The following is a 25,792-nucleotide window of genomic DNA, read 5'->3' as shown; positions in this document are numbered from 1 at the left end:
TCCCACGCTCAGCTCACACGGTTACTCCGGCAACACCGGCACGTACAGCAGTTGCAGGCGCGCACTGCTCCACTCACGGGTCTTGTTGGTCAGCTCGAGGTCGTTGTTCAGCTTCTGGCCGTAGGTCGGCACGATCTCCTTGAGCTTGGCTTGCCACTCGGCACTCTTGATCCGATCCTTGAAGGTCTTCTCCAGCACGCTCAGCATGATCGGCGCGGCGGTCGAGGCGCCGGGCGAAGCGCCTAGCAGCGCGGCAATGCTGCCGTCCTCGGCGGCCACCACTTCGGTACCGAACTGCAGCACGCCACCGTGCTCGGGATCCTTCTTGATCACCTGCACGCGCTGGCCGGCCTGGAGCAGTTTCCAGTCTTCGTTCTTGGCGTTGGGGAAGTACTCGCGCAGGGCCGCCATGCGGTCATCGAAACTGAGCATCAGCTGACCCATCAGGTAGGTGCTCAGGTCAATGTTGTCGATGCCGGCATGCATCATCGGGCTGATGTTGTGGGTGGTCAGCGAGCTGAACATGTCCAGCAGCGAGCCGTGCTTGAGGTACTTGGTGGAGAAGGTCGCGAACGGACCGAACAGCAGCACTTCCTTGCCATCGATCACCCGGGTGTCCAGGTGCGGCACCGACATCGGCGGCGCGCCGACCGAGGCCTTGCCGTACAGCTTGGCCTTGTGGCGGGCAACCAGGTCAGCGTTGTCGGTCATCAGGAACTGGCCACCGACCGGGAAGCCTGCATAGCCTTCAGCTTCCGCAATACCGGACTTCTGCAGCAGCTTGAGCGCGCCGCCACCGGCACCGATGAAGACGAACCTGGCCTTGACCGAAGACTCCTTGCCGCCGTTGGCCAGGTCGGCCACTACCACGTTCCAGCTGCCATCGTCGTTGCGCACGATGTCGCGCACTTCATGGCTCAGGTGCAGTTGCACATTGGGATTGCGGGTCATGGAGGCGAACAGCTGGCGGGTGATCTCGCCGAAGTTCACGTCGGTGCCGATGGCCATGCGGGTCGCGGCCACTTTCTGCCCGGGATCACGGCCTTCCATTACCAGCGGCACCCACTTGCGGATCTGCTCGTGGTCCTCGGTGATCTCCATGCCACGGAACAGCGAGCTGTGTTGCAGGGCCTCGACGCGCTTGTGCAGGAAGGCGACGTTGTCGTCACCCCAGACGAAGCTCATGTGCGGCACATTGTTGATGAACGAACGCGGGTTGCTCAGCACGCCCTGCTCGACCTGGTAGGCCCAGAACTGCTTGGACACCTCGAACTGCTCGTTGACGTTGACCGCCTTGCTGATGTCGATGCTGCCGTCCTTGCCGACGCTGGTGTAGTTCAGCTCGCAGAACGCCGAGTGGCCGGTGCCGGCGTTGTTCCAGGCGTTGGAACTTTCCTCGGCGACCTGGTCCATGCGCTCGTAGACGTCGACCTTCCAGTTCGGTTCCAGCTCGGTGAGGTAGGTCCCCAGGCTCGCACTCATGATGCCGCCGCCGATCAGCAGGACATCGACGGACTTCTGTGGCTCCGCGGGCTTGGAGCAGCCGATGACGCTCAGGCACAGGAGCGTCAGCAGGATTTTTTTCATTAGCTCAATCCAATTGAAGTGAAGGACTGGCAGTCGTTGCCCCCGGCGTGCACGCCCGGATGTTGTTGTTCTGGTCAGCAGGAGTCTTGCGAAATCGGGGCACGATCGCCTCGGGCCGTGGCCCGGAGCGCCGTAAAGCAGGGAGTGTGCCAGGTTGGCCTGGGCCAATGGCGCAGTGGGCTTGGCAGGGGCGGGTTGGCGGCAATCCGCCAAATGGATGGGTACTTTGCCTGAGGAATGGCGGTTTTCCCCCGAACGCCTGTAGGAGCGGCCTCGTGCCGCGAAAGGGTTGCGCAGCAGCCCCAGGATATCAGCGCCATGGCGAAAATAGCCGGGGCCGCTTTGCGGCCCGTTCGCGGCACAAGGCCGCTCCTACACAGGGATCGTGCAGGCTTGTCAGGCAGTGAGGCGGGAAGTGACTTCGCCCAACTGGCCCGACAACCCATGCAGGCGCTGCCCGGCTTGCTCGGTGTGCTGCACGGCCTCCTGGTTGGCGGTGGCGATGCGGGTGATCTCGACCAGGTTGCGCGAGATGTCCTCGGCGACGCTGGTCTGTTCCTCTGCGGCGGTGGCGATCTGCCGGTTCATGTCGCGGATCGCTTCAACCGCCGTGGTGATGCGCTGCAGCATCTGCCCGGCCTGCTGCACCTGCTCGGCGCCCTCCTCGCTGCGCTGCTGGCCGCTCTCGATGGCCTTGACCGCCTCCACCGCGCCCGATTGCACCGCCTCGATGATCTGGTGGATCTCGGCGATCGACGCCGCGGTGCGCTGGGCGAGGCTGCGCACCTCGTCGGCCACCACCGCAAAACCACGCCCGGCCTCGCCGGCACGGGCGGCCTCGATGGCGGCGTTGAGCGCCAGCAGGTTGGTCTGCTCGGCGATGCCGCGAATCACTTCGAGCACCTTGCCGATCCGCGTGCTGTCGTGTTCCAGGTGACGGATCACCGTCGCGGTACCGGCGATCTCGCGGTTGACCACGGCAATGGTATCGATGGTCCGCTGCATGACCTGCTCGCCGGCCTGGGCGCTGTGGTCGGCCTCGTCCGCGGCGCGGGCGGCGTCGGCGGCGTGGCGCGCCACTTCCTGGGCGGTGGCCGACATCTCGTGCATGGCCGTGGCGACCTGGTCGGTGCGCTGGAACTGGTCGTGGGTGCCATGGGCCATGTCGCCGGCGATGCTGCGCAGCCGGCCGCTGGCACTTTCCAGCTCCTCGGCGTTGTCCTTGAGGCGGCCGACGGTGTCAGCGAGGAAGTCGCGCAGGGTGTTGGCGGCCAGCGCCAGGCGCCCCAGTTCATCCTCGCGGCGGCTGTCGACGCGGGCGGCGAAACGCCCCTGGCTGAGCTGGGCGACATAGTCGATCAGCTGGCGAATCGGCTCGACCAGGCTGCGATTGACCAGCCACAGGCTGAACAGCCCGACCAGCACGGCCGAGCCCAGCATCACCAGCACGCCCAGCCACACCGTGCGCTCGGCGCTGGCGCTGATGGCGCCGGCACGCCCGTGGGCGTCGGCGCGCAACTGCTCCACCAGCGCGCTCATCTGGTCGCTGGTGGCCCGGTCCACGCCCTTGACCGCCAGGTCGCCCGCCACCGGGTCGCCGCCGGCGGCCAGGAACGCCTGGCGTCCCTGCTCATAGGCCGAGCCCAGCTGCCGGTGGCTGGCCTTGAGCTGCTCCAGGCGCGCCTTGAGCGCCGGCTCACTGCTGTCGATCAATTGCCCCAGCAACTGCTGCACCTGCTGCTCGCGGCTCTGGAACTGCTGCCAGTACTTGTCCAGCTCCGCCGGCTGGCGACCGCGCAGCAGCACGTTCTTCCACTCCTGCACCTGGATCTTGAACTGCAGGTTGGCTTCGTCGATCAGTTGCGAGGCACGCAACGGCCCGTCCACCAGCTCGGCATAGCCGCGCACGCTGGACGACAGGAACTGGAAACACACCAGGGCGATCAGCAGGATCGCCACCAGGCTGCCACCGAGCAGGGAGAGAATTTGCACTCTGAGGGATTTACGCAAGATTGCGGATCTCGGAACAAGGAAGAGGGAAAACGGCGCGCGACGGCACCGCCGACGGAGGCATCCTTGTCCTCGTTCGCTGGCCCCAAAAAAGCCGCCATCGGGCGATGGCAGCCAGGGCGAGCACCTGCGCAACCGCCGAGGCAGATAGTCTCAGGCAATTGCTACAGAATTGTTACAAAACAGCGACAACCAAGCCGCTCAGGCCGGGTTGAATTGCAGCGCGGCCAGGCGTGCGTAGAGTGGGCTTTGCTCGATCAATTGTCGATGGCTGCCGACTGCAGCCAGTCGGCCTTTGTCGATCACCGCGATGCGGTCGGCATGCTGCACCGTCGCCAGGCGGTGGGCGATGACCAGCGTGGTGCGCCCGGCCATCAACTGCGGCAACGCCTGCTGGATCAGGTGCTCGCTCTGCGCGTCCAGGGCGCTGGTGGCCTCGTCCAGCAGCAGGATCGGCGCATCCACCAGCAACGCCCGGGCGATCGCCAGGCGCTGGCGCTGGCCGCCGGACAAACCCACGCCGCCTTCACCCAGGAGCGTCTGGTAGCCCTGGGGCAACTGGGCGATGAACTCATGGGCATGGGCGCCGCGCGCCGCCGCCTCGACCTCGGCCAGACTGGCCTCGGGCCGACCGTAGCGGATGTTGGCCTCGACCGTGCCACGGAACAGCGCCGGCTGCTGGGCCACCAGGGCGAACTGGCGACGCAGCTCGGCCGGCTCCAGCCCGGTGATCGGTTGGCCGTCGAGCAGAATCGCGCCGCCCTGCGGGTCGTAGAAGCGCAGCAGCAGGTCGAACAGGGTCGACTTGCCGGCCCCCGACGGCCCGACCAGGGCCACGGTCTCGCCCGGGCGGATGTGCAGGCTCAGGCCATCGATGGCAGCGGCAGTGGGGCGTGACGGGTAGGCGAAGCGCACGTCGCACAGCTGGATGTCACCCGTGGCACGGCCCTGCGCCAGCCCCTGCGGTCGTGCCGGCGCCAGGATAGCCGTCTGCGCCGCCAGCAGCTCGGCGATGCGCTCGGCGGCACCGGCGGCACGCTGCAGTTCGCCGATCACCTCGCTCAGGGTGCCGAAGGCGCTGCCGACGATCAGGCTGTAGAACACGAAGGCGGCCAGCTCGCCGCCGGAGATGCGTCCGGCGATCACGTCCATGCCGCCGACCCAGAGCATCACCCCTACCGCCCCGAGCACCAGCACGATCACCAGGGTGATCAGCCAGGCACGCTGGGCGATGCGCCGGCGCGCCACGCCGAACGCCGCCTCCACGGTCTCGGCGAAGCGCGCCTGGTCATGCCCTTGATGGTTGTAGGCCTGCACCGTCTTGATCTGACCGAGGGTCTCGGCGACATAGCTGCCCACGTCGGCCACCCGGTCCTGGCTCTGCCGCGACAGGCTGCGCACGCGCCGCCCGAACAGCAGGATCGGCGCCAGCACCAGGGGCAAGGCCAGCACCACGATGCTGGTCAGCTTGGGGTTGGTGACGAACAGCAGGATCACCCCGCCCAGCACCATCAGCGCGTTGCGCAGGAACATCGACAGCGACGAACCGATCACCGACTGCAGCAAGGTGGTGTCGGCGGTCAGCCGCGACTGGATTTCCGAGCTGCGGTTGTCCTCGAAAAATCCCGGGTGCAGGCCGATCAGGTGGTCGAATACCGCCCGGCGGATATCGGCCACGCAGCGCTCGCCGATCCACGACACCAGGTAGAAACGGGCAAAGGTCCCCACCGCCAGCGCCATCACCAGCAGCAGGAACAGGCCGATGGTCTGGTTGAGCTGGTGCGCCGAACCGGTCATGAACCCCTGGTCGACCAACAGGCGGATGCCCTGCCCCATGGACAGGGTGATGGCGGCGGTGACCACCAGCGCCAGCAAGGCCAGTAGCGCCTGGCGGCGATAGGGGCGCACGAAATGCCAGCCCAGGTGCAGGGCGCGGCGCTGGCGGGGAGAGATTGGCTCGGGCATGGCGAAAGTCGTTCTTTGCACGGATTAGACCAAGACTACCACTCGTCGGCCCCATGCAACGCCTGGGAATCCGTCGCCGTCCCATGATCGAACAGAACAACAGTGACTATGCTCATTCGTTCTAACCTGTGTCTGGAGCTTTGTCGCGCTTTCTGTTGGACTGTTCCGGCATGACGCCGAAGAAACTGTCACAGACCAGTCACGGCGAAGCACTACCTTGAGCTTGAACCTGAAAGAGGAGACAGGATATGAGCTTGCAGCACACCGATACGCCCAAGAACCAGAACCGTCCGCAACCTCAGGTCTGCGGCTCGATCATCGATGCCCAGGGCCGCGAGGTCCCGATCACCGAGCAGATGATCCAGAAGGCCTGCAAGGACCTGGAAGACAGCCGGGTCAAGAAAGTCGGCAAGGCCTGACCCCCGAATTGCGTGCAACCCGGCGCTTGCGCCGGGTTTTTATTGGCTGGCCGTCAGGCCAGCACCGCCCCCAGTGCGCTGACCAGTTGCACCAGCTGCGGCGCCTCTCCACGGACACGTACCGCCAGCCCCTCGATCTCGCGCCTTACCGGGTAGTGCTTGCGCAGCAGGTCGAACGCTGCACGCTGTTCGGCCGGCTCTTCGCTCAGGCTGCGACGAAAATCCGCATCGTCGCGACGTGGGTCGTAGACCGCCCGGCACAGGGTGGCCAATGCCCACGCCGGATCCGCGCTCGGGTCAAACTCGATCTGCGCCAGACCCGGCGCCGGCAACAGGTCGGCCAGGCGCACCTGCTCGGGCTCCCCGCGCCAGCGGCAGAAGGCCTGGTAGATCTGCGCCGTGCCCCGCTGCTTGCCGTCCAGGCTGTAGCCGGCGATATGCGGCGTGGCCAGGGTGCACAGGTCGGCCAGTTGCAGGTCCACCTGCGGCTCGCCCTCCCACACATCAAGCACCGCGTGCAGATCCTCGCGATCCAGCAGCAGTTCGCGCAGGGCCGCGTTGTCCACCACCGGGCCGCGGCTGGCGTTGATCAGCCAGGCGCCGGCACGCAAGCGGGCCAGGCGCGGCTGGTCGAGCAGGTGCCAGGTCGGGTGATCGCCGCCGCGTTGCAGCGGCGTGTGCAGGCTGATCACGTCGCACTGCTCGAGGATCGTCTGAAGGTCGACAAAGTCGCCGCCCTCGCTGGCCTGGCGCACCGGGTCGCACACCAGCACCTTCCAGCCCAGGCCATGCAGCACCCGCACCAGGCGCCCGCCGACCTCGCCGGCGCCGACCACGCCATAGACGCGCTTGGCCAGGTCAACGCCGTCGAGTTCGGCCAGGGTCAGCAGGCTGCCCAGCACGTAGTCCACCACGCCACGGGCGTTGCAGCCCGGCGCGCTGCTCCAGTGGATACCGGCCTGGGCGAAATAGTCGAGGTCGAGGTGATCGGTGCCGATGGTGCAGGTGCCGACAAAGCGCACCCGGCTGCCTTCGAGCAGTTGCCGGTCGACGCGGGTCACCGAGCGCACCAGCAGCACGTCGGCGTCCTTGACGCAGGCGGCGTCGATGGCCCGGCCGGGGTAGCGGCGGATCTCGCCGAAACCGGCGAAGAAGGCATCGAGCAGCGGGATATTCTCGTCGGCAACTATCAGCATGGTGCTCTCCTGTCAGGGGAGCGCAGTGTAGCGCGATCGCAGCCGGCTCAGTCGGCCTTCTTGCGGATCCAGTACAGGTAGGTGCCGGCCTCTTCCTGCTGGCCGAGCAACTCGTGGCCGAGGAAGATGCAGAACTTGGGAATGTCGCGACGGGTCGACGGGTCGGTGGCGATCACCTTGAGCACGCCGCCGCCGGCCAGCTCGCGCACGTGCTTGTGCAGCATCATCACCGGCTCCGGGCAGTTCAGGCCGGTGGCGTCGAGGATCGCGTCGTGGGTGAAATCGGTCATGTAGGGCTCCGCAAAATGATCGTCATTGTGGCGCATCGGTCGAGGTGCTCCAAGGGGCTGAGAACCGAAGCCCCCTGTAGGAGCGGCCTTGTGCCGCGAAAGGGCTGCAGAGCAGCCCCGGCAATTTCTGCTTTCACGCTGAAATCCTGGGGCCGCTTTGCGGCCCTTTCGCGGCACAAGGCCGCTCCTACAGTGGCCGGGCAAACCCGTTTAACGCGGTTTCAGGTCCAACCGGCGCAGGTGGCAGGTCACTTCCTCGCGGTCGTGATACAGCTGCTTGCAGGCGATCGACACCTTCACCTTGCGCGCCTTGAACCCGGCCTCGATGCGCTCGAGCAGCTTGCGCACCTCGGCATGGCGCTGCTTCATCGGCAGCTTCAGGTTGACCACTGCCTCGCGGCACAGTCCTTCGCCCAGCCAGGTCTCGATCAGCGAGGCGGTGCGCGCCGGCTTCTCGACGATGTCGCAGACCATCCAGTCCACGGTCTGGCGGGGTTTCCAGGTGAAGCCGTCAGCCATCAGGTGGGTGACCAGGCCAGTGTCCATCAGGCTTTCGGCCATCGGCCCGTTGTCGATGGCGGTCACCAGCATGCCGCGCTTGACCAGCTGGTAGGTCCAGCCGCCGGGGGCGGCGCCCAGGTCGACGCCGGTCATGTCGTCGTTCAGGCGCTGGTCCCACTGCTCGCGGGGAATGAACTGGTGCCACGCCTCCTCGAGCTTGAGGGTCGAGCGGCTGGGGGCTTCGCGGGGGAACTTCAGGCGCGGGATGCCCATCGGCCACAGCGCCGAGTTGTCGGCCTCGGCCAGCCCCAGGAACACCCGCCGGCCACTGATGAAGGTCAGCAGCAGGCGCGGCCGCCGGGCGTCGTCCACCAGCCGTCCGGCCTTTTCCAGGGCCTTGCGCAGCGGTACTTCGAACTTGCGGCAGAAGGTCGACAGTTCCTTGCCGTCGTTGCTGTCGAGCACTTCCAGCCAAAGGCTGCCGCACACCGGCAGCGCGGCAAGGTGCTCGAGCAGCACGCTGATGCGGTCGGTCTCCGGCAGCTCGACGTAGGCGCCGCGGGCCCACTGGCGCGGGAAGATCAGCTGCGAAAAGCGCAGCGTCTGCATCATGCGTTGGGCACCGTCCGCCTCGCTGCAGACGAACTCGGCACAGGCACTCTGCGGCTTGCCCTTGGCATAGCCGGCCACGCCCAGGTGGGCGGCGTGTTCGCTGATTTCGGCGCAGACCTCGCCCTCGAAGCCGGGCCGGCAATGCATGAACAGGGTATTCATTTCTCACTCCACATCACTGGCGCAGACGGCGCCAGGGCGGCGAATGATAAAGGAAGATCGGAACCGACGACACGCCCCATCGGTCCAGAAAAGGGTCAGGGCGGACAAACCGGTCTAACCTGACTGTTCAGCCAGGTCCGTGCCGTGCGGACCGGTCCAGAGCGGTGACACCGGCGAGCGACCCGCAGTCGCCGGGCACCGGAGCACAAGGAGTTGTAAATGCCCTCGCTCGATAGCCTGAAAACCCTCAAGACCCTCCAGGTGGCCGACCGCGCCTACCACTATTTCAGCCTGCCCGACGCCGCGCGCCAGCTCGGCGACCTGCAACGCCTGCCCATGTCGCTGAAGGTGCTGCTGGAAAACCTGCTGCGCTGGGAAGACGGCAAGACCGTCACCGGCGACGACCTGCGCGCCCTGGCCCAGTGGCTGCAGGAGCGTCGCTCCGATCGCGAGATCCAGTACCGCCCGGCGCGGGTGCTGATGCAGGACTTCACCGGCGTACCGGCGGTGGTCGACCTGGCCGCCATGCGCGCTGCGATGGCCAAGGCCGGCGGCGACCCGCAGCGGATCAACCCGTTGTCGCCGGTGGACCTGGTGATCGACCACTCGGTAATGGTCGACCGCTACGCCAGCCCCAATGCCTTCGCCCAGAACGTCGACATCGAGATGCAACGCAACGGCGAGCGCTACGCCTTCCTGCGCTGGGGCCAGAGCGCCTTCGACAACTTCCGCGTGGTACCGCCGGGCACCGGCATCTGCCACCAGGTCAACCTCGAGTACCTGGGCCGCACCGTGTGGACCCGCGAAGCGGACGGCCGCACCTATGCCTTCCCCGACACCCTGGTCGGCACCGACTCGCACACCACCATGATCAACGGCCTGGGCGTGCTCGGCTGGGGCGTGGGCGGCATCGAAGCCGAGGCGGCAATGCTCGGCCAGCCGGTGTCGATGCTGATCCCCGAGGTGATCGGCTTCAAGCTCACCGGCAAGCTGCGCGAGGGCATCACCGCCACCGACCTGGTGCTGACGGTGACGCAGATGCTGCGCAAGAAGGGCGTGGTGGGCAAGTTCGTCGAGTTCTATGGTGACGGCCTGGCCGACCTGCCGCTGGCCGACCGCGCCACCATCGCCAACATGGCTCCCGAGTACGGCGCCACCTGCGGCTTCTTCCCGGTGGACCAGGTAACCCTGGACTACCTGCGCCTGTCCGGTCGCCCCGAGGAGGCCGTGCAACTGGTCGAGGCCTACAGCAAGGCCCAGGGCCTGTGGCGCCTGCCGGGCCAGGAGCCGCTGTTCAGCGATACCCTGGCGCTGGACATGAACGACGTCGAAGCCAGCCTCGCCGGGCCCAAGCGCCCGCAGGACCGGGTCGCCCTGGGCCAGGTCGCCCAGGCCTTCGACCACTTCATCGAGCTGCAGCCCAAACCACTGGCCAAGGAGGTCGGCCGCCTGGAAAGCGAGGGCGGCGGCGGTGTGGCGGTGGGCAATGCCGACCAGGCCGGCGAGATCGACTACACCCACGAAAACCAGACTCACACCCTGCGCGACGGCGCCGTGGTGATCGCCGCCATCACCTCCTGCACCAATACCTCGAACCCCAGCGTGATGATGGCGGCCGGGTTGGTGGCGAAAAAAGCCGTGGAGAAGGGCCTGACCCGCAAACCCTGGGTCAAGAGCTCACTGGCGCCAGGTTCCAAGGTGGTCACCGACTACTACAAGGCCGCGGGCCTGACACCTTACCTCGACCAGCTTGGCTTCGACCTGGTTGGCTATGGCTGCACCACCTGCATCGGCAACTCCGGCCCCCTGGACGAGGCGATCGAGAAAGCCATCGGCAGCGCCGACCTCACCGTCGCTTCGGTGCTGTCGGGCAACCGCAACTTCGAAGGCCGGGTGCACCCGCTGGTCAAGACCAACTGGCTGGCCTCGCCGCCGCTGGTAGTGGCCTATGCCCTGGCCGGCAGCGTGCGGCTGGACCTGACCAAGGACGCCCTGGGTACCGGCAAGGACGGCAAGCCCGTGTACCTGCGCGATATCTGGCCAAGCCAGCAGGAAATCGCCGAGGCCGTGCGCAAGGTCGACACGGGCATGTTCCACAAGGAGTACGCCGAAGTGTTCGCCGGCGACGCCCAGTGGCAGGCCATCGAGGTGCCCCAGGCGGCCACCTATGTCTGGCAGGACGACTCCACCTATATCCAGCACCCGCCGTTCTTCGACGATATCGGTGGTCCACTGCCGGAAATCGGCGATATCCACGGCGCGCGCATCCTCGCCCTGCTCGGCGACTCGGTGACCACCGACCATATCTCCCCGGCCGGCAACATCAAGGCCGACAGCCCGGCCGGCCGCTACCTGCGCGGCAAGGGCGTGGAACCACGGGACTTCAACTCCTACGGTTCACGGCGCGGCAACCATGAGGTGATGATGCGCGGCACCTTCGCCAACATTCGCATCCGCAACGAGATGCTCGGTGGCGAGGAAGGCGGCAACACCCTGTACGTACCCACGGGCGAAAAACTGTCGATCTACGATGCCGCCATGCGCTACCAGCAGGACGGCACGCCACTGGTGGTGATCGCCGGGCAGGAATACGGCACCGGCTCCAGCCGCGACTGGGCGGCCAAGGGCACCAACCTGCTGGGGGTCAAGGCGGTGCTGGCGGAGAGTTTCGAGCGCATCCACCGCTCAAACCTGGTGGGCATGGGCGTGCTGCCGCTGCAGTTCAAGGCCGGCGACGACCGCAAGCGCCTGGGGCTGACCGGCAAGGAACGCATCGATGTGCTGGGCCTTGGCGGCGCGCAGATCCGCCCGGGCATGAGCCTGCCGGTGCGCATCACCCACGAGGACGGGCGCCAGGAGCAGATCGAGGTGCTGTGCCGGATCGATACCCTCAATGAGGTGGAGTACTTCAAGTCGGGAGGGATCCTGCATTATGTGCTGCGGCAATTGATCGCGGAGCAAAGCAGGCGATAGTTGGCTTCGCAGCCCTTTCGCGGCACAAGGCCGCTCCTACAGGGGAACGCGATCTCTTGTAGGAGCGGCCTTGTGCCGCGAAAGGACCGCAAAGCGGTCCCGGCATTACCCGCCCAAGCGCGTAAACATCCAAGTGTCCTGAAGGCCATGGGGTAAGTCCTACCCTCCTCGGATTCACCGGCACTAAGGAAATGTCATGCCTCTTCCCCACTGGATCGCCCTGCTCCTGCTCGCCCTCGGCTATGCAATCGCCCTGACCTACGGCAGCCTCGGCCTCGCCGCCCTGCCCGCCTTGCTCGCCCTGCTGTGCAGCGCACTGCTCGCCCGCCGTCCGGTACGCTGGCAACAAAGCCTCGGCCACTTGCTGTTCATCCTGCTCGCCCTCGCCCTGGCCCTGCACTGGCTGCCCGGCTTCCACAGCGCCAAAGTGATCGACAAGGCCGTGCTCAGCGACGGCGCCGTGCCCTTCTCCCTGTACCTCAACCTGGACAAGCCTCTGATCGGTCTGTGGTTGCTGCTGGCCTGCCCGTGGCTGGTGATGCTGCGCCCACGCGGCCTGCTGCCCGGCCTGGCACTGACCCTGCCATTGACCCTGCTCGCCTGCCTGGGCGGCGCCTGGGCACTGGGCATGGTCGCCTGGGCACCGAAATGGCCCGACCAGGCCTGGCTGTGGCTGCTGAACAACCTGCTGTTGGTGAGCCTGACCGAAGAACTGTTGTTCCGTGGCTATATCCAGGGCGGCCTGCAACGTCTGTTCAGGCATGAAGGGCTGGCGTTGCTGGTGGCCGCGCTGTTGTTCGGCCTCGCCCACCTGGCCGGTGGCTGGCAATGGTTCTACCTGGCCACCCTGGCCGGGGTGGGGTATGGTCTGGCCTATCGCCATGGCGGGCTGGCGGCGGCGGTGCTGTGCCACACCTGCGTCAACCTGGCGCACTTCGCCGCTTTCAGCTACCCGATGCTGGCCCCGAATTGAACAATCGGTCATGATCAGACCTGATCGTCATTATTTATAAAGAAAACTGCAATATTGGCGGCAACGGCTGCGATCAGGTGGGCTGCATTAGCTCAGCCGCACTGATGGCACCTTGCCCCAGATCAAGCCAGTTAAATATTCATTCAATAAAACCAGAGGCTTGCCGATACCCGTCGAAAGCCTTGCGGATTGAACAGCCAATGCGTAACAACCAGCCGATTACCCAGAGAGAACGGACTTTCCCTGCCCAGCAGCGGTTGATCTCCACCACCAACGCCAAGGGCGTGATCACCTACTGCAACGATGCCTTCATCGAGATCAGCGGTTTTTCCCGCGAGGACCTGATGGGGGCGCCGCACAATCTGGTGCGCCACCCCGATGTGCCGCCGGCCGTGTTCGCCCACATGTGGCAGACCCTCAAGCAAGGCCTGCCGTGGATGGGCATCGTCAAGAACCGCTGCAAGTCGGGCGACCATTACTGGGTCAACGCCTACGTCACGCCGATCTTCGACAGCAACCAGGTGGTCGGCTACGAGTCGGTGCGGGTCAAGCCCACCGCCGAGCAGATCCGCCGCGCCGAAGCGCTGTACCAGCGCATCAACCAGGGCCGCTCGGCCATCCCGAAACGCGACAAGTGGCTGCCGGTGCTGCAGGACTGGCTGCCGTTCATCCTGGTCAGCCAGATCGGCTTCCTGATCGGCAACTGGCTCGGCCATTCCTGGGGCTTCGCCCTGGCCGCCGGCCTGTCGGTGCCGCTCGGCCTGCTCGGCCTGAGCTGGCAGCAGCGCGGCCTCAAGCGCCTGCTGCGCCTGGCCGAACAGACCACCTCCGACCCGCTGATCGCGCAGATGTACACCGACAGCCGCGGCGTCCAGGCGCGCCTGGAAATGGCCATGCTCAGCCAGGACGCACGGATGAAGACCTGCCTGACCCGCCTGCAGGACAGCGCCGAGCAGCTCAGCGACCAGGCCCGCCAGTCCGACGCCTTGGCCCACCAGAGCTCTTCGGGCCTGGAGCGCCAGCGGGTGGAGACCGAGCAGGTCGCCGCCGCCGTCAACCAGATGGCCGCCACCACCCAGGAAGTGGCCAACCATGTCCAGCGCACCGCCGACGCCACCCAGGAAGCCAATCGCCTGACCAGCCAGGGCCGCAACATCGCCGGCGAGACCCGTGACGCCATCGAGCGGCTGTCCGCCGCCGTGGGCGAGACCGGGCTGACCGTCACCCAGCTGGCCAAGGACAGCGACGAGATCGGCGGCGTGGTCGATGTGATCAAGGGCATTGCCGACCAGACCAACCTGCTGGCGCTCAACGCCGCCATCGAAGCGGCACGTGCCGGCGAGATGGGCCGCGGCTTTGCCGTGGTGGCCGACGAGGTCCGTCAGCTGGCCCAGCGCACCGCCGAATCCACCGGGCAGATCCACACCCTGATCGCCAAGCTGCAGCAGACCGCCAACAACGCGGTGCAGACCATGGAAACCGGCCACCGCCAGGCCCAGGAAGGCGTCGAGCGGGTGATGGAGGCCGACCAGGCGCTGGTGGGTATCAGCGAGGCGGTGGCCAATATCACCGACATGGCCACCCAGATCGCCGCCGCCACCGAGGAGCAGTCCGCGGTGGCCGAGGAGATCAGCCGCAACATCAGCACCATCGCCGACCTGGCCGACCAGACCTCCGGCCAGGCCCAGCGCTCGGCGCTGCTCAGCGAAGAGCTGACCAGCACGGCGGGTACCCAGTACTCGCTGGTGGAACGCTTCAACCGCTGACCAGCGGTGACAGACTGTAGGCGCCAGCCGTGCTGGCGCCTACAGCGGCGGTGCCGGCCTCAAGCCATGCCCCATGCCTGTGGGAGCGGGTTTACCCGCGAAGCAAGCGACGCGGTGCCTGGCACCGGCTGCGCCGGTTCGCGGGCAAGCCCGCTCCCACAGGGATCGCGCCAGCTTGAGACATTTGCCCAAGACAGCGCCGGGCGAAGATGTGGGACTGGCCTTTACCAATCCAACTTCAAGCGGCTCTCGAAATAACGCACCTCACCCGTCAACGGATCCTCGAAGCGCAGGCTGTGGGCCAGCAGCTTGAGTGGCCGCGCGTAATCATCCTGTTCGTTGACCAGCTGCGGATAAAAAGGATCGTTGCAGATCCCCGCGCCCAACGCCGCCATATGCACCCGCAACTGATGGGTCTTGCCGGTGACCGGTGACAGGCCATAGCGCCACAGCTCGCCATTCTTCTCCAGCACACAGGCGTGGGTTTCGCTGTTGTCGGCCCCTTCCACTTCATGCATGCGGAAGAACGGCTCGCCATGCACCAGACGGCTGCGGTGCACCAGCGGGTAGTCATGCTGCGGCATGGCCGCGGCGATGGCCTGGTAGTGCTTGTCGATGCGCCGCTCGGGGAACAGGCGCTGATAGGCGCCACGGCTTTGCGGGTTGGCGGAAAACAGCACCAGCCCGGCGGTGTGCCGGTCGATGCGGTGCAGCGGCACCAGGTGCGGGTTGTCCAGGCGCCGGATGAGCCGGCGCAGCAGCGTCTGTTCGACGTACTCGCCGGTGGGCGTGACGGGTAGGAAGTGCGGCTTGTCCGCCACCACCAGGTGCTCGTCGACATGCAGGATTTCTTCCTGCACCGGGATCACCTTCTCGTTGGGCACTTCACGAAAATAGTGCAAGCGCATGCCCCGCCGATAGAGCGTATCCGCCGCAATAGGCTGGCCGTCGGCATTCAGCACCCGGCCCCGGGCGAAGCGGTCAAGCCACTGCTCACGCGCGATGCCCTTGAAGTGATCGCACAGGCAGTCGAGCACGTTTGCCCAGGGCCCCGGAGGCAGGCATACGGTACTGGCTTGCTGGTGGGCGGGGTCGAAAGGCGTGGTCATCATCGGGCTCGGTTCTACGTGGGCGGACATTATCTCCTACCCCCTGCCCCTCAACCAGCCTCGCTGGCCGGCTCGCAGCGCGCCTTGAGCCAGCGCAGCACCTGCACCGCGTCCCAGCGCCCCGGATCGTAGAGGGCGTAGCTCAGGCCCTGGTAGCCCACCACGTCCAGCGGACGGTGGAAGCCGGCGCGCTGGAACAGCGCCTCGATCTCGGCAAAGCAGGTGTTGAAATGCACCTTGCCGAACGGCGTGCGTTCGTCGGTGACGATGCCGTCGAGGCGCAATTCCAGCACGGCCTCGCACACACGCTCGGGAGCCATGTGATTGACGCTGTACTTGAGTTGCTCGACATTGAGCATGGCTTCACCACGGATACTGTATTTATATACAGCATACGGAGCGAGCCACCCGCTCGTCAATGCGCGACTCAGCCGAGGAAGGCCACCACCTGCTCGGCATCGAACGGCCAGCCCAGCTCGGCGCCGGTATCGCAACGGCGCAGCACCGGGATGCTCAGCCCGTAGCGTTCGAACAGCGCCTCGCTGTCGGCGATATCGACCAGCTCGACCAGCAGGCCGTGCTCGACGAACGGCATCAGCACGGCCTCGGCCACTTCACACAGGTGGCACCCCACGGTGCCGAACAACTGGGTTTCAGGGAGCATGCAGACATCCGTAATTCGCATGAATGGATGCTCATTCTAGGTCCGTCCCCGCCAACGCGCACCTGACCTGGCTCAATCCTGGCTGGTGGCGCCGATCCGGTGCACGGCCAGGTCCGCGCCCTGGAACTCCTCCTCGTGGCTCAGGCGCAGGCCATGCAGCGCCTTGATCAAGCCATACACGGCAAAACCGCCGACCAACGCCACCAGCACACCCGCCAGGCTCCCCAGCAGCTGGCTGACCAGGCTGACGCCGCCCAGGCCACCCAGGGCCGCCTGGCCGAACACGCCGCAGGCAATGCCGCCCCAGATGCCACACACGCCGTGCAAGGGCCATACCCCCAGCACGTCGTCGATCTTCCAGCGGTTCTGCGCGGCAGTGAAGCACCAGACGAACAGGCCACCGGCCACCAGCCCGGTGACCAGCGCGCCCACCGGGTGCATCAGGTCGGAGCCCGCGCACACCGCCACCAGGCCGGCCAACGGGCCGTTGTGCAGAAAGCCCGGGTCGTTACGCCCGGCCAGCAGGGCCGACAGCGTGCCGCCGACCATGGCCATCAGCGAGTTGATCGCCACCAGCCCGCTCACCCCCTGCAGGGTCTGCGCGCTCATGACGTTGAAGCCGAACCAGCCGATGATCAGGATCCACGAGCCCAGCGCCAGGAACGGAATGCTTGACGGCGCGAACGCCACCAGGCGCCCGTCGCGGTAGCGGCCACGGCGCGCGCCGAGCAGCAACACCGCCGCCAGCGCCAGCCAGCCGCCCATGGCGTGTACCACCACGGATCCGGCAAAATCATGGAACGGCGCGCCGAAACGCGCCTGCAACCAGGCCTGCAGGCCAAAGTTGCCATTCCACACCACGCCTTCGAAGAACGGGTAGATGAACGCCACGATCAACGCCGTCGCGCACAGTTGCGGCGCAAAGCGCGCGCGCTCGGCGATACCGCCGGAGATGATCGCCGGAATGGCCGCGGCGAAGGTCAGCAGGAAGAAACACTTGACCAGCGCATAGCCGTGATCGCTGGCCAGCGTCGCCGCCGGTTGCAGGAAACTCACGCCATAAGCGATCCAGTAGCCGATGAAAAAATACACCAGGGCCGAGACGGCGAAGTCGCTGAGGATCTTCGACAGGGCGTTGACCTGGTTCTTGTGCCGCACCGTGCCGACCTCGAGAAAGGCGAACCCCGCGTGCATGGCCAGGACCAGGATCGCGCCCATGAGGATGAACAAGGTGTTGGAGCCATGGACCAGGGAGTCCATCGCGCTGTGCATGTTTTCCATGAAGTGGCAGACCTGCAAAAAGGCACCAGGACAGTTCAAGAACCGGCATCCATGCACCGGATCGGTGCCAGGCCCCTGCCCCGTTTCGGTGAACCGGGTGGCGCCTGCGTGGTTTTTTCTTGGGTTTGTCGTGGATTGGGTTAAGGTTTAGCGGTATCCGCGGCGCTGGCGCATGGTTTCGGCGCAAGCCTCGGCGGACACGCACCGCTTTTTAGCAAGCGCTGTACCAACACATCCCGCTGAACCTTCCGCGCCACCGATCACTCGAAATAACCAGTACACATCCACAGGGAGAGGCCCATCCATGGCCAGCAAATCGGCAAAGACTGCACAGGAAATATTGATGGCTGACTTCCAGGCCCTGGTCCGCGATACCGAGAAGCTGCTCGCCGACACCGCCAACCTGGCCGGCGACCAGGCCGACGAACTGCGCGAGCAGATCCACGAACGCCTGGTGCAGGCCCGCGAGACCCTGCAGTTGACCCAGGATTCGGTGCGCGCTCGCGGCCAGGCGGCCCTTGGCAGCGCCGAGGAGTACGTGCAGGAGAACCCGTGGCAGGCCATCGGCATCGCCGCCGGCGTCGGCCTGCTGATCGGCCTGCTGGCCAAGCGCTGAGGAGCCGGCATGGACAACGACGCCATCGGCACGGGCGCCTCCGGCCGGCGCCTGGGTGCGGCCATATTGGGCCTGCTGCACAGCCATATCGAGCTGTTCGGCATCGAGTTGCAGGAGCAGAAGGCCCGCACCCTCAGTCTGCTGTTGTTCGCAGGTCTGGCCCTGGTGTTCGCCCTGCTGCTGCTGACCGCGCTGTCGGGCCTGGTGCTGGTGCTGCTGTGGGACAGTTACCGACTGGCCGGGATCATCGGCCTGTGCGTGTTCTACGGACTCGCCGCGCTGTACTGCGGCCTGCGCCTGAAAGCCGCGGTGTTCGATGAATCCTCGCCGTTCAATGCCACCCTCGAGGAGTTGGCCAAGGATCGGGAGCGCCTGCTGCCATGAGCCTGCCCGAACTGCCCAACACCCGTAACCCCCGTGAGCTGCGCAAGGCGCTGCTGCGCCTGCGCATGGAAATGCACCGCCAGGAAATCCGCCACGAGTCCGGCCAGTTGCTCGAACCGGTCCGCCGCCTGCGCGGCATGGGCGGCTCGTTCGGCGAGGGCCTTGGGGTCAAGCACGGCTCGCTGTGGGGGATCGGCGCCGTCGTCGCCCTGGGTTTTCTCACCGGCAAGGGCGTGCGCAGCGGCAACCTGGCGCGCCTGGTGCGCCTGGGCACCAGCCTGGTACCGCTGATCCGCCTGTTCCTCGGCAACAGCCGCCGCCCCTGAGGCCAAGGCGCGTCCGACGCTTGCGCGGGCGCGCCGGACGCAGGAAGCTATCCCGACTCTACGATGGGAGATCACGCCTTGGACTGGCACACCCTGCTGACCCGCGAACGACTGGGCAAGGCCCTCTACAGCCCCGAGGAACTCGGCCGCAGCCCGTTCCACAAGGACCACGACCGCATCATCTTCTCCGGCGCCTTCCGCCGCCTGGGGCGCAAGACCCAGGTGCACCCCGTATCCAGCAACGACCATATCCACACCCGCCTGACCCACTCCCTGGAGGTCAGCTGCGTCGGCCGCTCGCTGGGCATGCGCGTCGGCGAGACCCTGCGCGAGCAACTGCCGGACTGGTGCGAACCCAGCGATCTGGGAATGATCGTGCAATCGGCCTGCCTGGCCCACGACATCGGCAACCCGCCGTTCGGCCATTCCGGCGAGGACGCCATCCGTCACTGGTTCCAGCAGGCCGCCGGGCGCGGCTGGCTGGACGACATGAGCGACGATCAACGCACCGATTTCCTCAACTTCGAAGGCAATGCCCAGGGCTTTCGCGTGCTCACCCAGCTCGAATACCACCAGTTCGACGGCGGCATGCGCCTGACCTATGCCACCCTTGGCGCCTACCTCAAGTACCCATGGGCGGCACGCCACGCCGACGCCCTGGGCTACAAGAAGCACAAGTTCGGCTGCTACCAGAGCGAACTGGGGCTGCTTGAGCAGATCGCCGGCAAGCTCGGCCTGCCGCAGCTGGAGCACCAGCGCTGGGCCCGTCACCCCCTGGTGTACCTGATGGAGGCCGCGGACGACATCTGCTACGCCCTGATCGACCTCGAGGATGGGCTGGAGATGGACCTGCTGCAATACGCCGAGGTCGAGGCGCTGCTGCTGGACCTGGTGGGCGATGACCTGCCGGAAACCTATCGCCTGCTGGGGCCCGGCGAATCACGTCGGCGCAAGCTGGCGATCCTGCGCGGCAAGGCCATCGAGCACCTGACCAATGCCGCCGCCCAGGCCTTCGTCGAACAGCAGCAGGCCCTGCTCGCCGGCAGCCTGGCGGGTGACCTGGTCGAGCACATGCATGGCCCGGCGCAACGCTGCGTACTGCAGGCCAAGGACATGGCGCGCAAGAAGATCTTCCAGGACAAGCGCAAGACCCTGCACGAGATCGGCGCCTACACGACCCTGGAGATCCTGCTCAATACCTTCTGTGGCGCGGCGCTGGAACAGCATGGCGGGCGTACCCCGTCGTTCAAGAGCCGGCGGGTGCTGGACCTGATCGGCAACAACGCCCCCGACCCGCATGGTTCGCTGCACGACGCCTTCCTGCGCATGATCGACTTCATCGCCGGGATGACCGACAGCTACGCCAGCGAAATGGCCCTGGAAATGACCGGGCGGTCCAGTCCGAAGTGAGGGGATGACGGGGTGTTCGGCGCGAAGCTTTCGGCGCCTATGAGATCGAGCGCCGCCCGCGCGGCGCATCGCGACGCAAGGCCGCTCCCACATCTGTTTCGGGCCAGTCAATCCTGTGCCATTACCTGGTCCGCCTTGTTGGCCCGACGCAATTTCAGCATGGACACCAATGCCGCCCCGCAGGACTTGAGGCATGCACCAAGGCGGGCGCCGTCTCATTCACAGGAATAATTGGCCCGAAACAGATGTGGGAGCAACTGTCTTGCTCAATTTCTAGAATCTGGCGCGATCCCTGTGGGAGCGGGTTTACCCGCGAAGCAGACGACGCGGTGCCTGGCACCGGCTGCGCCGGTGTTCGCGGCTGAAGCCGCTCCCACAGCGACCGCGCGGCCCTCAAGCCACGCGCTATGCCAGTGTGAGCGGCCTTGTGCCGCGATGCGCCGCGCGGGCGGCGCTCGATCTCATAGGCGCTGCATGGATCGCGGCGGACACCTGGTGGCCCTCACCCGGTCAAGAACCTCGCGCCCAAACATCCTTGAAACGACTGACGTTTAATACGCATGAAATTTCCCACGCAATATTGATTCCCAATAAACACGCTCACTACGCAACCCCACCAAAACGATCAAACCCTGACAAATCCCTGTCAATATCTACATCACTCGTAGCAATGTTTCGCCAACACTGTAAGTAAATTCCTATATCCCGGTTTTGGCAGCCACTTCCCTGCCCGTCGACATTCAACTGAGCTAATGTGCCGGCTGCCTTCACGCGCCGCATGGAATGTTGAATATGCACTCAGTCTTTATAGTTGATGACCATCCCGTCATACGTTTGGCGATACGGATGTTGCTGGAAAACCAGGGATACAAGGTGGTCGGGGAATCGGACAACGGCGTGGACGCCATGCAGTTGATCCGCGAGACCCCGCCGGACCTGGTCATCCTCGACATCAGCATTCCCAAGCTCGACGGCCTGGAGATGCTCTCGCGCCTGCAGGCCATGGCCATCCCGCTGAAGGTCCTGGTGCTCACAGCCCAATCGCCGGCACTGTTCGCCGTGCGCTGCATGCACTCCGGCGCGGCCGGGTACGTGTGCAAGCAGGAAGACCTCAGCGAACTGCTCAGCGCGATCAAGGCCGTGCTGTCCGGGTACAACTATTTCCCCAGCCAGGCGCTCAATCCACCGCCGACGGGCAGCAACCAGGAGCTGGAACTGTTCCGCCAGGTCAATGATCGGGAACTCATGGTCCTGCAACTTTTTGCCCAGGGGCGCAGCAACAAGGAGATTGCCAAGGGCATGTTTCTCAGCAACAAGACCGTCAGCACTTACAAGAAACGTCTCATGCACAAGTTGCGCGCCAGCACTTTGGTGGAATTGATCGACGTCGCCAAACGCAACGCGCTGGTCTGAGGTCATGATGTGGAGGTGCATCGTTACATCGCTGCTGTGCCTGGGCATGCCGCTGCAAGGTGCCGGCGTGACCGTCGACACGGGGCGAACCTATACCCTGCTCAGCCGTTCAGCGCCGGCATCGGTCCAGCCCAGCCTGACACCGGCCCAGCGCGACTGGCTCGCGCAGCGCCGGGAACTGGTGCTGGGCACCTCGGCCCCTGACTACCCGCCGTTCGATATCGCCACGGGCGGGCGCGAGTACCAGGGGCTGACGGCCGACTACGCCGGCCTGATCGGCAGCGCCCTGGGCCTGCCGGTGCGGGTGCAGCGCTTTCCCAGCCGGCCGGCGGCGGTCGCGGCGCTCAAGAGTGGGCATATCGACCTGCTGGGCAGCGCCAACGGCTATGAAGCGGTGACCCAGGGCCTGGCGCTGTCGCGGCCCTACGCCATCGACCAACCGGTGCTGGTGACCCGCGAGGATGAAACCCGGGCGCTGGACACGGGCCTGACGGGCATGCGCCTGAGCATGCTGTATCACTACCTGCCGCCCGGGGAGATTCACGCCAACTACCCCAAGGCCGAGCTGCTTACCTTCGAATCGTCCACCCAGGCGCTGAATGCCGTGGCCTTCGAGCAGGCCGACGTGTTCATCGGCGATACCATTTCCACCCACTACCTGATCAGCCAGGGGCACCTGCCGCACCTGCGCATGGCCAATTTCGGCAAGCACGAAGCCGTGGGCTTCAGCTTCGCCATGCGCGAGGACGCACTCACCCTCCAGTCCCTGGTGGACGCCGCCCTCGACGCCCAGCCCAACACCACCCGCAACGATATCTTCAAGCGCTGGAGTGCCAGCAGCGGTAGCCTGCTGACCGATCGCAAGCTGCAGTTGTCGGCGCGCGAGGAACAGTGGCTGAGCGAACATCCGATCATGCGCGTGGTGGTCAACGACACCGCCGCGCCCCTGACCTTCTTCGACAACAATGACCGCCTGCGTGGCATCGTCGCCGACCTGCTAGAACTCATCCGCCTGCGCACCGGCCTGCGCTTCGAGATCCGGCGCGCCAGCGGCGATGGCGACATGGTCGACCAGCTCGAGTCCGGTCGCGCCGATATCATCGCCAGCCTCTCCACCGACGCCCGTCGCGGCAGCCCGCTGCAGGTCAGCCGGCCCTACCTCGAAAGCGCCTACGTGCTGGTCAGCCACACCGGCAAAGACCAGCCCAGCAACCTCAAGCAACTCAAGGGCAAGCGCGTCGCCGTGCCACGCGACAGCAGCGTGGCCGCCCTGCTCGCGGCACGTCACCCACGGATTCACCAGGTCGCCACCGAAAGCACCTACTACTCCATGGTGCTGCTCGGCAGCGGCGCGGTGGATGCGGCAATCGCCACCCTGATCGACGCCAACCACATGCTCGCCACCAGCAACAACCTGGTGATCCGCAGCACGGTGGGCACGGAACCGGCAGCCTTCACCATGGCGACCGCCGCCGGGGCCAGCGAGCTGGCGGCGATCCTCGACAAGGCTCTGTTGAGCATTTCGCCGGAGGAACTGGGGGTGATCAACAGCCGCTGGCGCGACCATGGCCTGCGTGACGACGCCTACTGGCGCAGCTACCGCCGGCTGATCCTTCAGGTGGCGGGTGGCATTGCGGTGCTGCTGGTCCTCGCACTGGTGTGGAACGCCCGGCTGCGCCGTCAGATCAAGCAGCGTCAGCGGGCCGAACGAGCGCTCAACGACCAACTGGAATTCATGGGTGCGCTGCTCAATGGCACGCCTCATCCGATGTATGTTCGCGACCGTGACGGACGGCTGCAAAGCTGCAACGACAGCTACCTGCAGGCCGTCGGCGCCAGTCTCGAGGAAGTCCTGGGCAAGAGCCTGGACGAGGCCCCCTTCAGCGACTGCGACTATACCCGCCAGGTCCAGGACGACTACCAGCGGGTGATGGCCCAGGGCAAACCCTTGATCCTCGATCGCCCCCTGCGCCTGCGGGACCGCGAGCTGACGATCTATCACTGGATCCTGCCCTACCGCGACTCGGTGGGCGAGATGCAGGGCATCATCGGTGGCTGGATCGATATCAGCGAGCGCCGCAATCTGGTCCAGGACCTGCGCCTGGCCAAGCAACAGGCCGATGACGCCAATCGGGCCAAGAGCACCTTCCTGGCCACCATCAGCCATGAGATCCGCACGCCGATGAACGCCCTCATCGGCATGCTGGAACTGGCCCTCAAGCGCGCCGACCAGGGCAAGCTGGACCGCCCTGCGCTGGAGGTCGCCCATCATTCGGCCAGTGACCTACTGGGGCTGATCGGCGACATCCTGGATATCGCCCGGATCGAGTCCGGACAGATGTCCCTGGTCCCCGAAGCAGTCGACCTTGCGGCCCTGGTCGAGTCGGTCGGCCGCGTATTCGACGGCCTGGCCCGGCACAAGGGCCTGGTGCTGGACGTGGTGATTGCTCCCGAGGCCCGCTGCCACGCCATGCTCGATCCGCTACGGTTCAAGCAGGTGCTGTCGAACCTGGTGAGCAATGCGATCAAGTTCACCGAACAGGGGCAAGTGCGCATCACCGCCAGGTTGCGCAACGATGGCGAACCTGCCATGCCGACGCTCGACCTGGAGGTGCGCGACAGCGGTATCGGGATCCACGAGCAAGACCTGCAACGCCTGTTCTCCCCCTTCGTGCAGGCCAACCCCTACAGCGACGGCGCCAGGGCCGGCACCGGGTTAGGACTGGTCATCAGCCGCGACCTGTGCACGATGATGGGCGGCGAGCTCACCCTGCAGAGCCTGCAGGGTGTCGGTACCCGGGTCCGTCTGGTGATGCCGCTGCAATGCGTCGATCCGGTCACGCCCCAGCCCCGATCGCCCACGGAAATCCCGCAACCGGACCAGCAGCTGCGCATCCTGGTGATCGACGACCACCCGGCCAACCTGTTGCTGATGGCACAGCAACTGAACTACCTGGGCCTTGGTCAGGAAAGCGCCGAAGATGGACGCGAAGGGCTGCGCAAGTGGCGCGAGGGTTGCTTCGATATACTCATCGTCGACTGCAACATGCCGCTGATGAATGGCTTCGAACTGGCCAGGACCGTGCGCCTGGAGGAGCAACTGCGCAACCGGCCACGCTGCACCATCCTCGGCTACACCGCCAACGCCCAGCCCGAGGTGCGCCAGCAATGCCTGGATGCAGGCATGGACGATTGCCTGCTCAAGCCCATCGGCCTGCAGGTGCTGGGGCAGCGGTTGAAGGCCCTTGCACGGATTGCCTACCAGGAAGACGAGCACCATACGCCCGCCGTGCGGTTCGATCTCGATGGCCTGTCGGCGATCGTTGGCGACAACCTCGCCGACCGCGACCGCATCCTCGACACCCTGCTGCTGAGCCTGCGCCAGGACCTGCAGGCGCTGATGGCCATCGACCCGCAACGCGAGGGCGGCGAGCTGGCATTACAGGCACACAAGATCCTCAGCGCGGGACGGATGCTGGATGCTCAGGCTTTGATCGAGGCGTGCGAGGCGCTGGAGGTGACGGACTTGCCCCAGGCTGAACTGAAACGGCGCCGTCAGGCGCTGGCGCGGCACATGCGCCGCGTGGAGAAAGCCCTGGCCAGGCAACGGGAGCACCTGGCCGAGGTCGGATGAGGGCGGTACAAGGCGTACCGCCGCCATTCATCAGGAAGCCGGGTTGACCGGTTTTTCCGGGTACCAGGCGTCCAGCAGCGGGCTGACTTCGATATTGGTCAGTTCGCTGCGGCCCTTGAGCCAGGCTTCGACAGCGGCGCGCTGTTCTTCGTTGACCGAACCACGGGTGGCCTTGCAAACCAGGCCGAAGTCGTCGCCACCGACGTAGTCCAGGCCGTTGGCATCCATGGCTTCAGCCAGGAAGGCGTCGAGGAAGGCATCGATGGCTTCATCGGACAGGTCTTCCTTGAAGCCCAGGTTCAGTTCGAAACCCAGCTCCTGGAATTCGTCCACGCACAGTTTCTTGCGCAGACGACGGGAACGGTTGGTAGCCATGAAACAATCCTCTCAATTAATTACGCGCGGCACTTTACCAGTTTCCGGCGCCTAGCGGCGCTTTTCCGTCGAATGAGGCCCATGCTCGTGCTGCTTGGGGCATAATGCGCACTACATTTTGTCCTG

The 25,792-nt window shown here is 65.8% G+C and carries 21 protein-coding genes and 1 pseudogene; 10 read left to right on the top strand and 12 right to left on the bottom strand.

What is annotated here, in order from left to right; genetic code table 11:
- Positions 1–21: 21 nt before the first annotated feature.
- The 4 genes and pseudogenes from mqo to AC0MAZ_RS12095 all read right to left on the bottom strand — a co-directional run bounded on the left by mqo (position 22) and on the right by AC0MAZ_RS12095 (position 5,562).
- Positions 22–1,587, bottom strand: a complete 1,566-nt coding sequence (gene mqo, locus AC0MAZ_RS12110) for a malate dehydrogenase (quinone) (protein WP_475861215.1) — start codon at positions 1,585–1,587, stop codon at positions 22–24.
- Positions 1,588–1,983: 396 nt separating this feature from the next.
- Complete coding sequence (locus AC0MAZ_RS12105) at positions 1,984–2,688, bottom strand: methyl-accepting chemotaxis protein (protein WP_442964130.1); 705 nt, start codon at positions 2,686–2,688, stop codon at positions 1,984–1,986.
- Between the two features lie 228 nt (positions 2,689–2,916).
- A pseudogene (locus AC0MAZ_RS12100) lies at positions 2,917–3,027 on the bottom strand (hypothetical protein); the annotation flags it as partial.
- Positions 3,028–3,798: 771 nt separating this feature from the next.
- The gene (locus AC0MAZ_RS12095) at positions 3,799–5,562 is read right to left on the bottom strand and encodes an ABC transporter transmembrane domain-containing protein (protein WP_254463438.1); all 1,764 of its coding nucleotides are present in this window, start codon (positions 5,560–5,562) and stop codon (positions 3,799–3,801) included.
- Positions 5,563–5,810: 248 nt separating this feature from the next.
- Between AC0MAZ_RS12095 and AC0MAZ_RS12090 the strand changes: the two genes are divergently transcribed.
- On the top strand, positions 5,811–5,981 hold the full coding sequence (locus tag AC0MAZ_RS12090; RefSeq protein WP_203647472.1) for a PA1571 family protein: 171 nt from the start codon (positions 5,811–5,813) through the stop codon (positions 5,979–5,981).
- A gap of 53 nt (positions 5,982–6,034) precedes the next feature.
- Here AC0MAZ_RS12090 and pdxB read toward each other — a convergent pair whose 3' ends face one another.
- From pdxB to rlmM, 3 genes are all read right to left on the bottom strand, one after another.
- Positions 6,035–7,177, bottom strand: a complete 1,143-nt coding sequence (pdxB, locus tag AC0MAZ_RS12085; protein ID WP_203647473.1) for a 4-phosphoerythronate dehydrogenase PdxB — start codon at positions 7,175–7,177, stop codon at positions 6,035–6,037.
- 47 nt (positions 7,178–7,224) lie between these two features.
- The gene (gene tusA, locus AC0MAZ_RS12080; protein WP_050704845.1) at positions 7,225–7,467 is read right to left on the bottom strand and encodes a sulfurtransferase TusA; all 243 of its coding nucleotides are present in this window, start codon (positions 7,465–7,467) and stop codon (positions 7,225–7,227) included.
- A gap of 210 nt (positions 7,468–7,677) precedes the next feature.
- On the bottom strand, positions 7,678–8,742 hold the full coding sequence (gene rlmM, locus AC0MAZ_RS12075) for a 23S rRNA (cytidine(2498)-2'-O)-methyltransferase RlmM (RefSeq protein ID WP_232856035.1): 1,065 nt from the start codon (positions 8,740–8,742) through the stop codon (positions 7,678–7,680).
- A gap of 219 nt (positions 8,743–8,961) precedes the next feature.
- Between rlmM and acnA the strand changes: the two genes are divergently transcribed.
- The 3 genes from acnA (at position 8,962) to AC0MAZ_RS12060 (ending at position 14,454) form a co-directional block, all read left to right on the top strand.
- The gene (acnA, locus tag AC0MAZ_RS12070) at positions 8,962–11,715 is read left to right on the top strand and encodes an aconitate hydratase AcnA (protein WP_475861213.1); all 2,754 of its coding nucleotides are present in this window, start codon (positions 8,962–8,964) and stop codon (positions 11,713–11,715) included.
- A gap of 196 nt (positions 11,716–11,911) precedes the next feature.
- Positions 11,912–12,688, top strand: coding sequence for a CPBP family intramembrane glutamic endopeptidase (locus tag AC0MAZ_RS12065; RefSeq protein WP_203647474.1), 777 nt, complete (start codon positions 11,912–11,914; stop codon positions 12,686–12,688).
- Between the two features lie 200 nt (positions 12,689–12,888).
- Positions 12,889–14,454: a methyl-accepting chemotaxis protein gene (locus AC0MAZ_RS12060; RefSeq protein WP_110738546.1), complete on the top strand. Its 1,566-nt coding sequence runs from the start codon at positions 12,889–12,891 to the stop codon at positions 14,452–14,454.
- A 224-nt stretch (positions 14,455–14,678) separates the two neighbouring features.
- On the opposite strand, the gene AC0MAZ_RS12055 is transcribed toward AC0MAZ_RS12060, so the two are convergent.
- The 4 genes from AC0MAZ_RS12055 to AC0MAZ_RS12040 all read right to left on the bottom strand — a co-directional run bounded on the left by AC0MAZ_RS12055 (position 14,679) and on the right by AC0MAZ_RS12040 (position 17,508).
- The gene (locus tag AC0MAZ_RS12055; RefSeq protein WP_203652685.1) at positions 14,679–15,563 is read right to left on the bottom strand and encodes a pseudouridine synthase; all 885 of its coding nucleotides are present in this window, start codon (positions 15,561–15,563) and stop codon (positions 14,679–14,681) included.
- A 50-nt stretch (positions 15,564–15,613) separates the two neighbouring features.
- Positions 15,614–15,922, bottom strand: a complete 309-nt coding sequence (locus tag AC0MAZ_RS12050; protein ID WP_203647475.1) for a transcriptional regulator — start codon at positions 15,920–15,922, stop codon at positions 15,614–15,616.
- Between the two features lie 68 nt (positions 15,923–15,990).
- A complete protein-coding gene (locus AC0MAZ_RS12045; protein WP_050704806.1) occupies positions 15,991–16,227 on the bottom strand; it encodes a glutaredoxin family protein in 237 nt (78 codons plus the stop codon).
- A 72-nt stretch (positions 16,228–16,299) separates the two neighbouring features.
- A complete protein-coding gene (locus AC0MAZ_RS12040) occupies positions 16,300–17,508 on the bottom strand; it encodes an ammonium transporter (protein ID WP_232856033.1) in 1,209 nt (402 codons plus the stop codon).
- A 304-nt stretch (positions 17,509–17,812) separates the two neighbouring features.
- Here AC0MAZ_RS12040 and AC0MAZ_RS12035 point away from each other — a divergent pair, with 304 nt between their 5' ends.
- The 6 genes from AC0MAZ_RS12035 to AC0MAZ_RS12010 all read left to right on the top strand — a co-directional run bounded on the left by AC0MAZ_RS12035 (position 17,813) and on the right by AC0MAZ_RS12010 (position 25,291).
- On the top strand, positions 17,813–18,124 hold the full coding sequence (locus tag AC0MAZ_RS12035) for an ElaB/YgaM/YqjD family protein (RefSeq protein ID WP_186713711.1): 312 nt from the start codon (positions 17,813–17,815) through the stop codon (positions 18,122–18,124).
- A gap of 9 nt (positions 18,125–18,133) precedes the next feature.
- Positions 18,134–18,508, top strand: a complete 375-nt coding sequence (locus AC0MAZ_RS12030) for a phage holin family protein (protein WP_203647476.1) — start codon at positions 18,134–18,136, stop codon at positions 18,506–18,508.
- Positions 18,505–18,834, top strand: coding sequence for a hypothetical protein (locus AC0MAZ_RS12025; protein ID WP_203647477.1), 330 nt, complete (start codon positions 18,505–18,507; stop codon positions 18,832–18,834). Before AC0MAZ_RS12030 ends, AC0MAZ_RS12025 begins: the two co-directional genes overlap by 4 nt.
- A 78-nt stretch (positions 18,835–18,912) precedes the next feature.
- Positions 18,913–20,244: a deoxyguanosinetriphosphate triphosphohydrolase gene (locus tag AC0MAZ_RS12020; RefSeq protein ID WP_203647478.1), complete on the top strand. Its 1,332-nt coding sequence runs from the start codon at positions 18,913–18,915 to the stop codon at positions 20,242–20,244.
- A gap of 792 nt (positions 20,245–21,036) precedes the next feature.
- Positions 21,037–21,657, top strand: a complete 621-nt coding sequence (locus AC0MAZ_RS12015; RefSeq protein WP_050704801.1) for a response regulator transcription factor — start codon at positions 21,037–21,039, stop codon at positions 21,655–21,657.
- Positions 21,658–21,664: 7 nt separating this feature from the next.
- Positions 21,665–25,291 (top strand): transporter substrate-binding domain-containing protein, encoded by a 3,627-nt coding sequence (locus tag AC0MAZ_RS12010; RefSeq protein WP_475861413.1) that lies wholly within the window; start codon positions 21,665–21,667, stop codon positions 25,289–25,291.
- 30 nt (positions 25,292–25,321) lie between these two features.
- Here AC0MAZ_RS12010 and AC0MAZ_RS12005 read toward each other — a convergent pair whose 3' ends face one another.
- The gene (locus AC0MAZ_RS12005) at positions 25,322–25,666 is read right to left on the bottom strand and encodes a YggL family protein (protein WP_050704800.1); all 345 of its coding nucleotides are present in this window, start codon (positions 25,664–25,666) and stop codon (positions 25,322–25,324) included.
- Positions 25,667–25,792 lie beyond the last annotated feature (126 nt).

The sequence above is a fragment of the Pseudomonas sp. A genome, from assembly GCF_056270345.1.
Note: the sequence above shows the minus strand (reverse complement) of the source record. Positions and strands in the feature narration are given on the sequence as shown.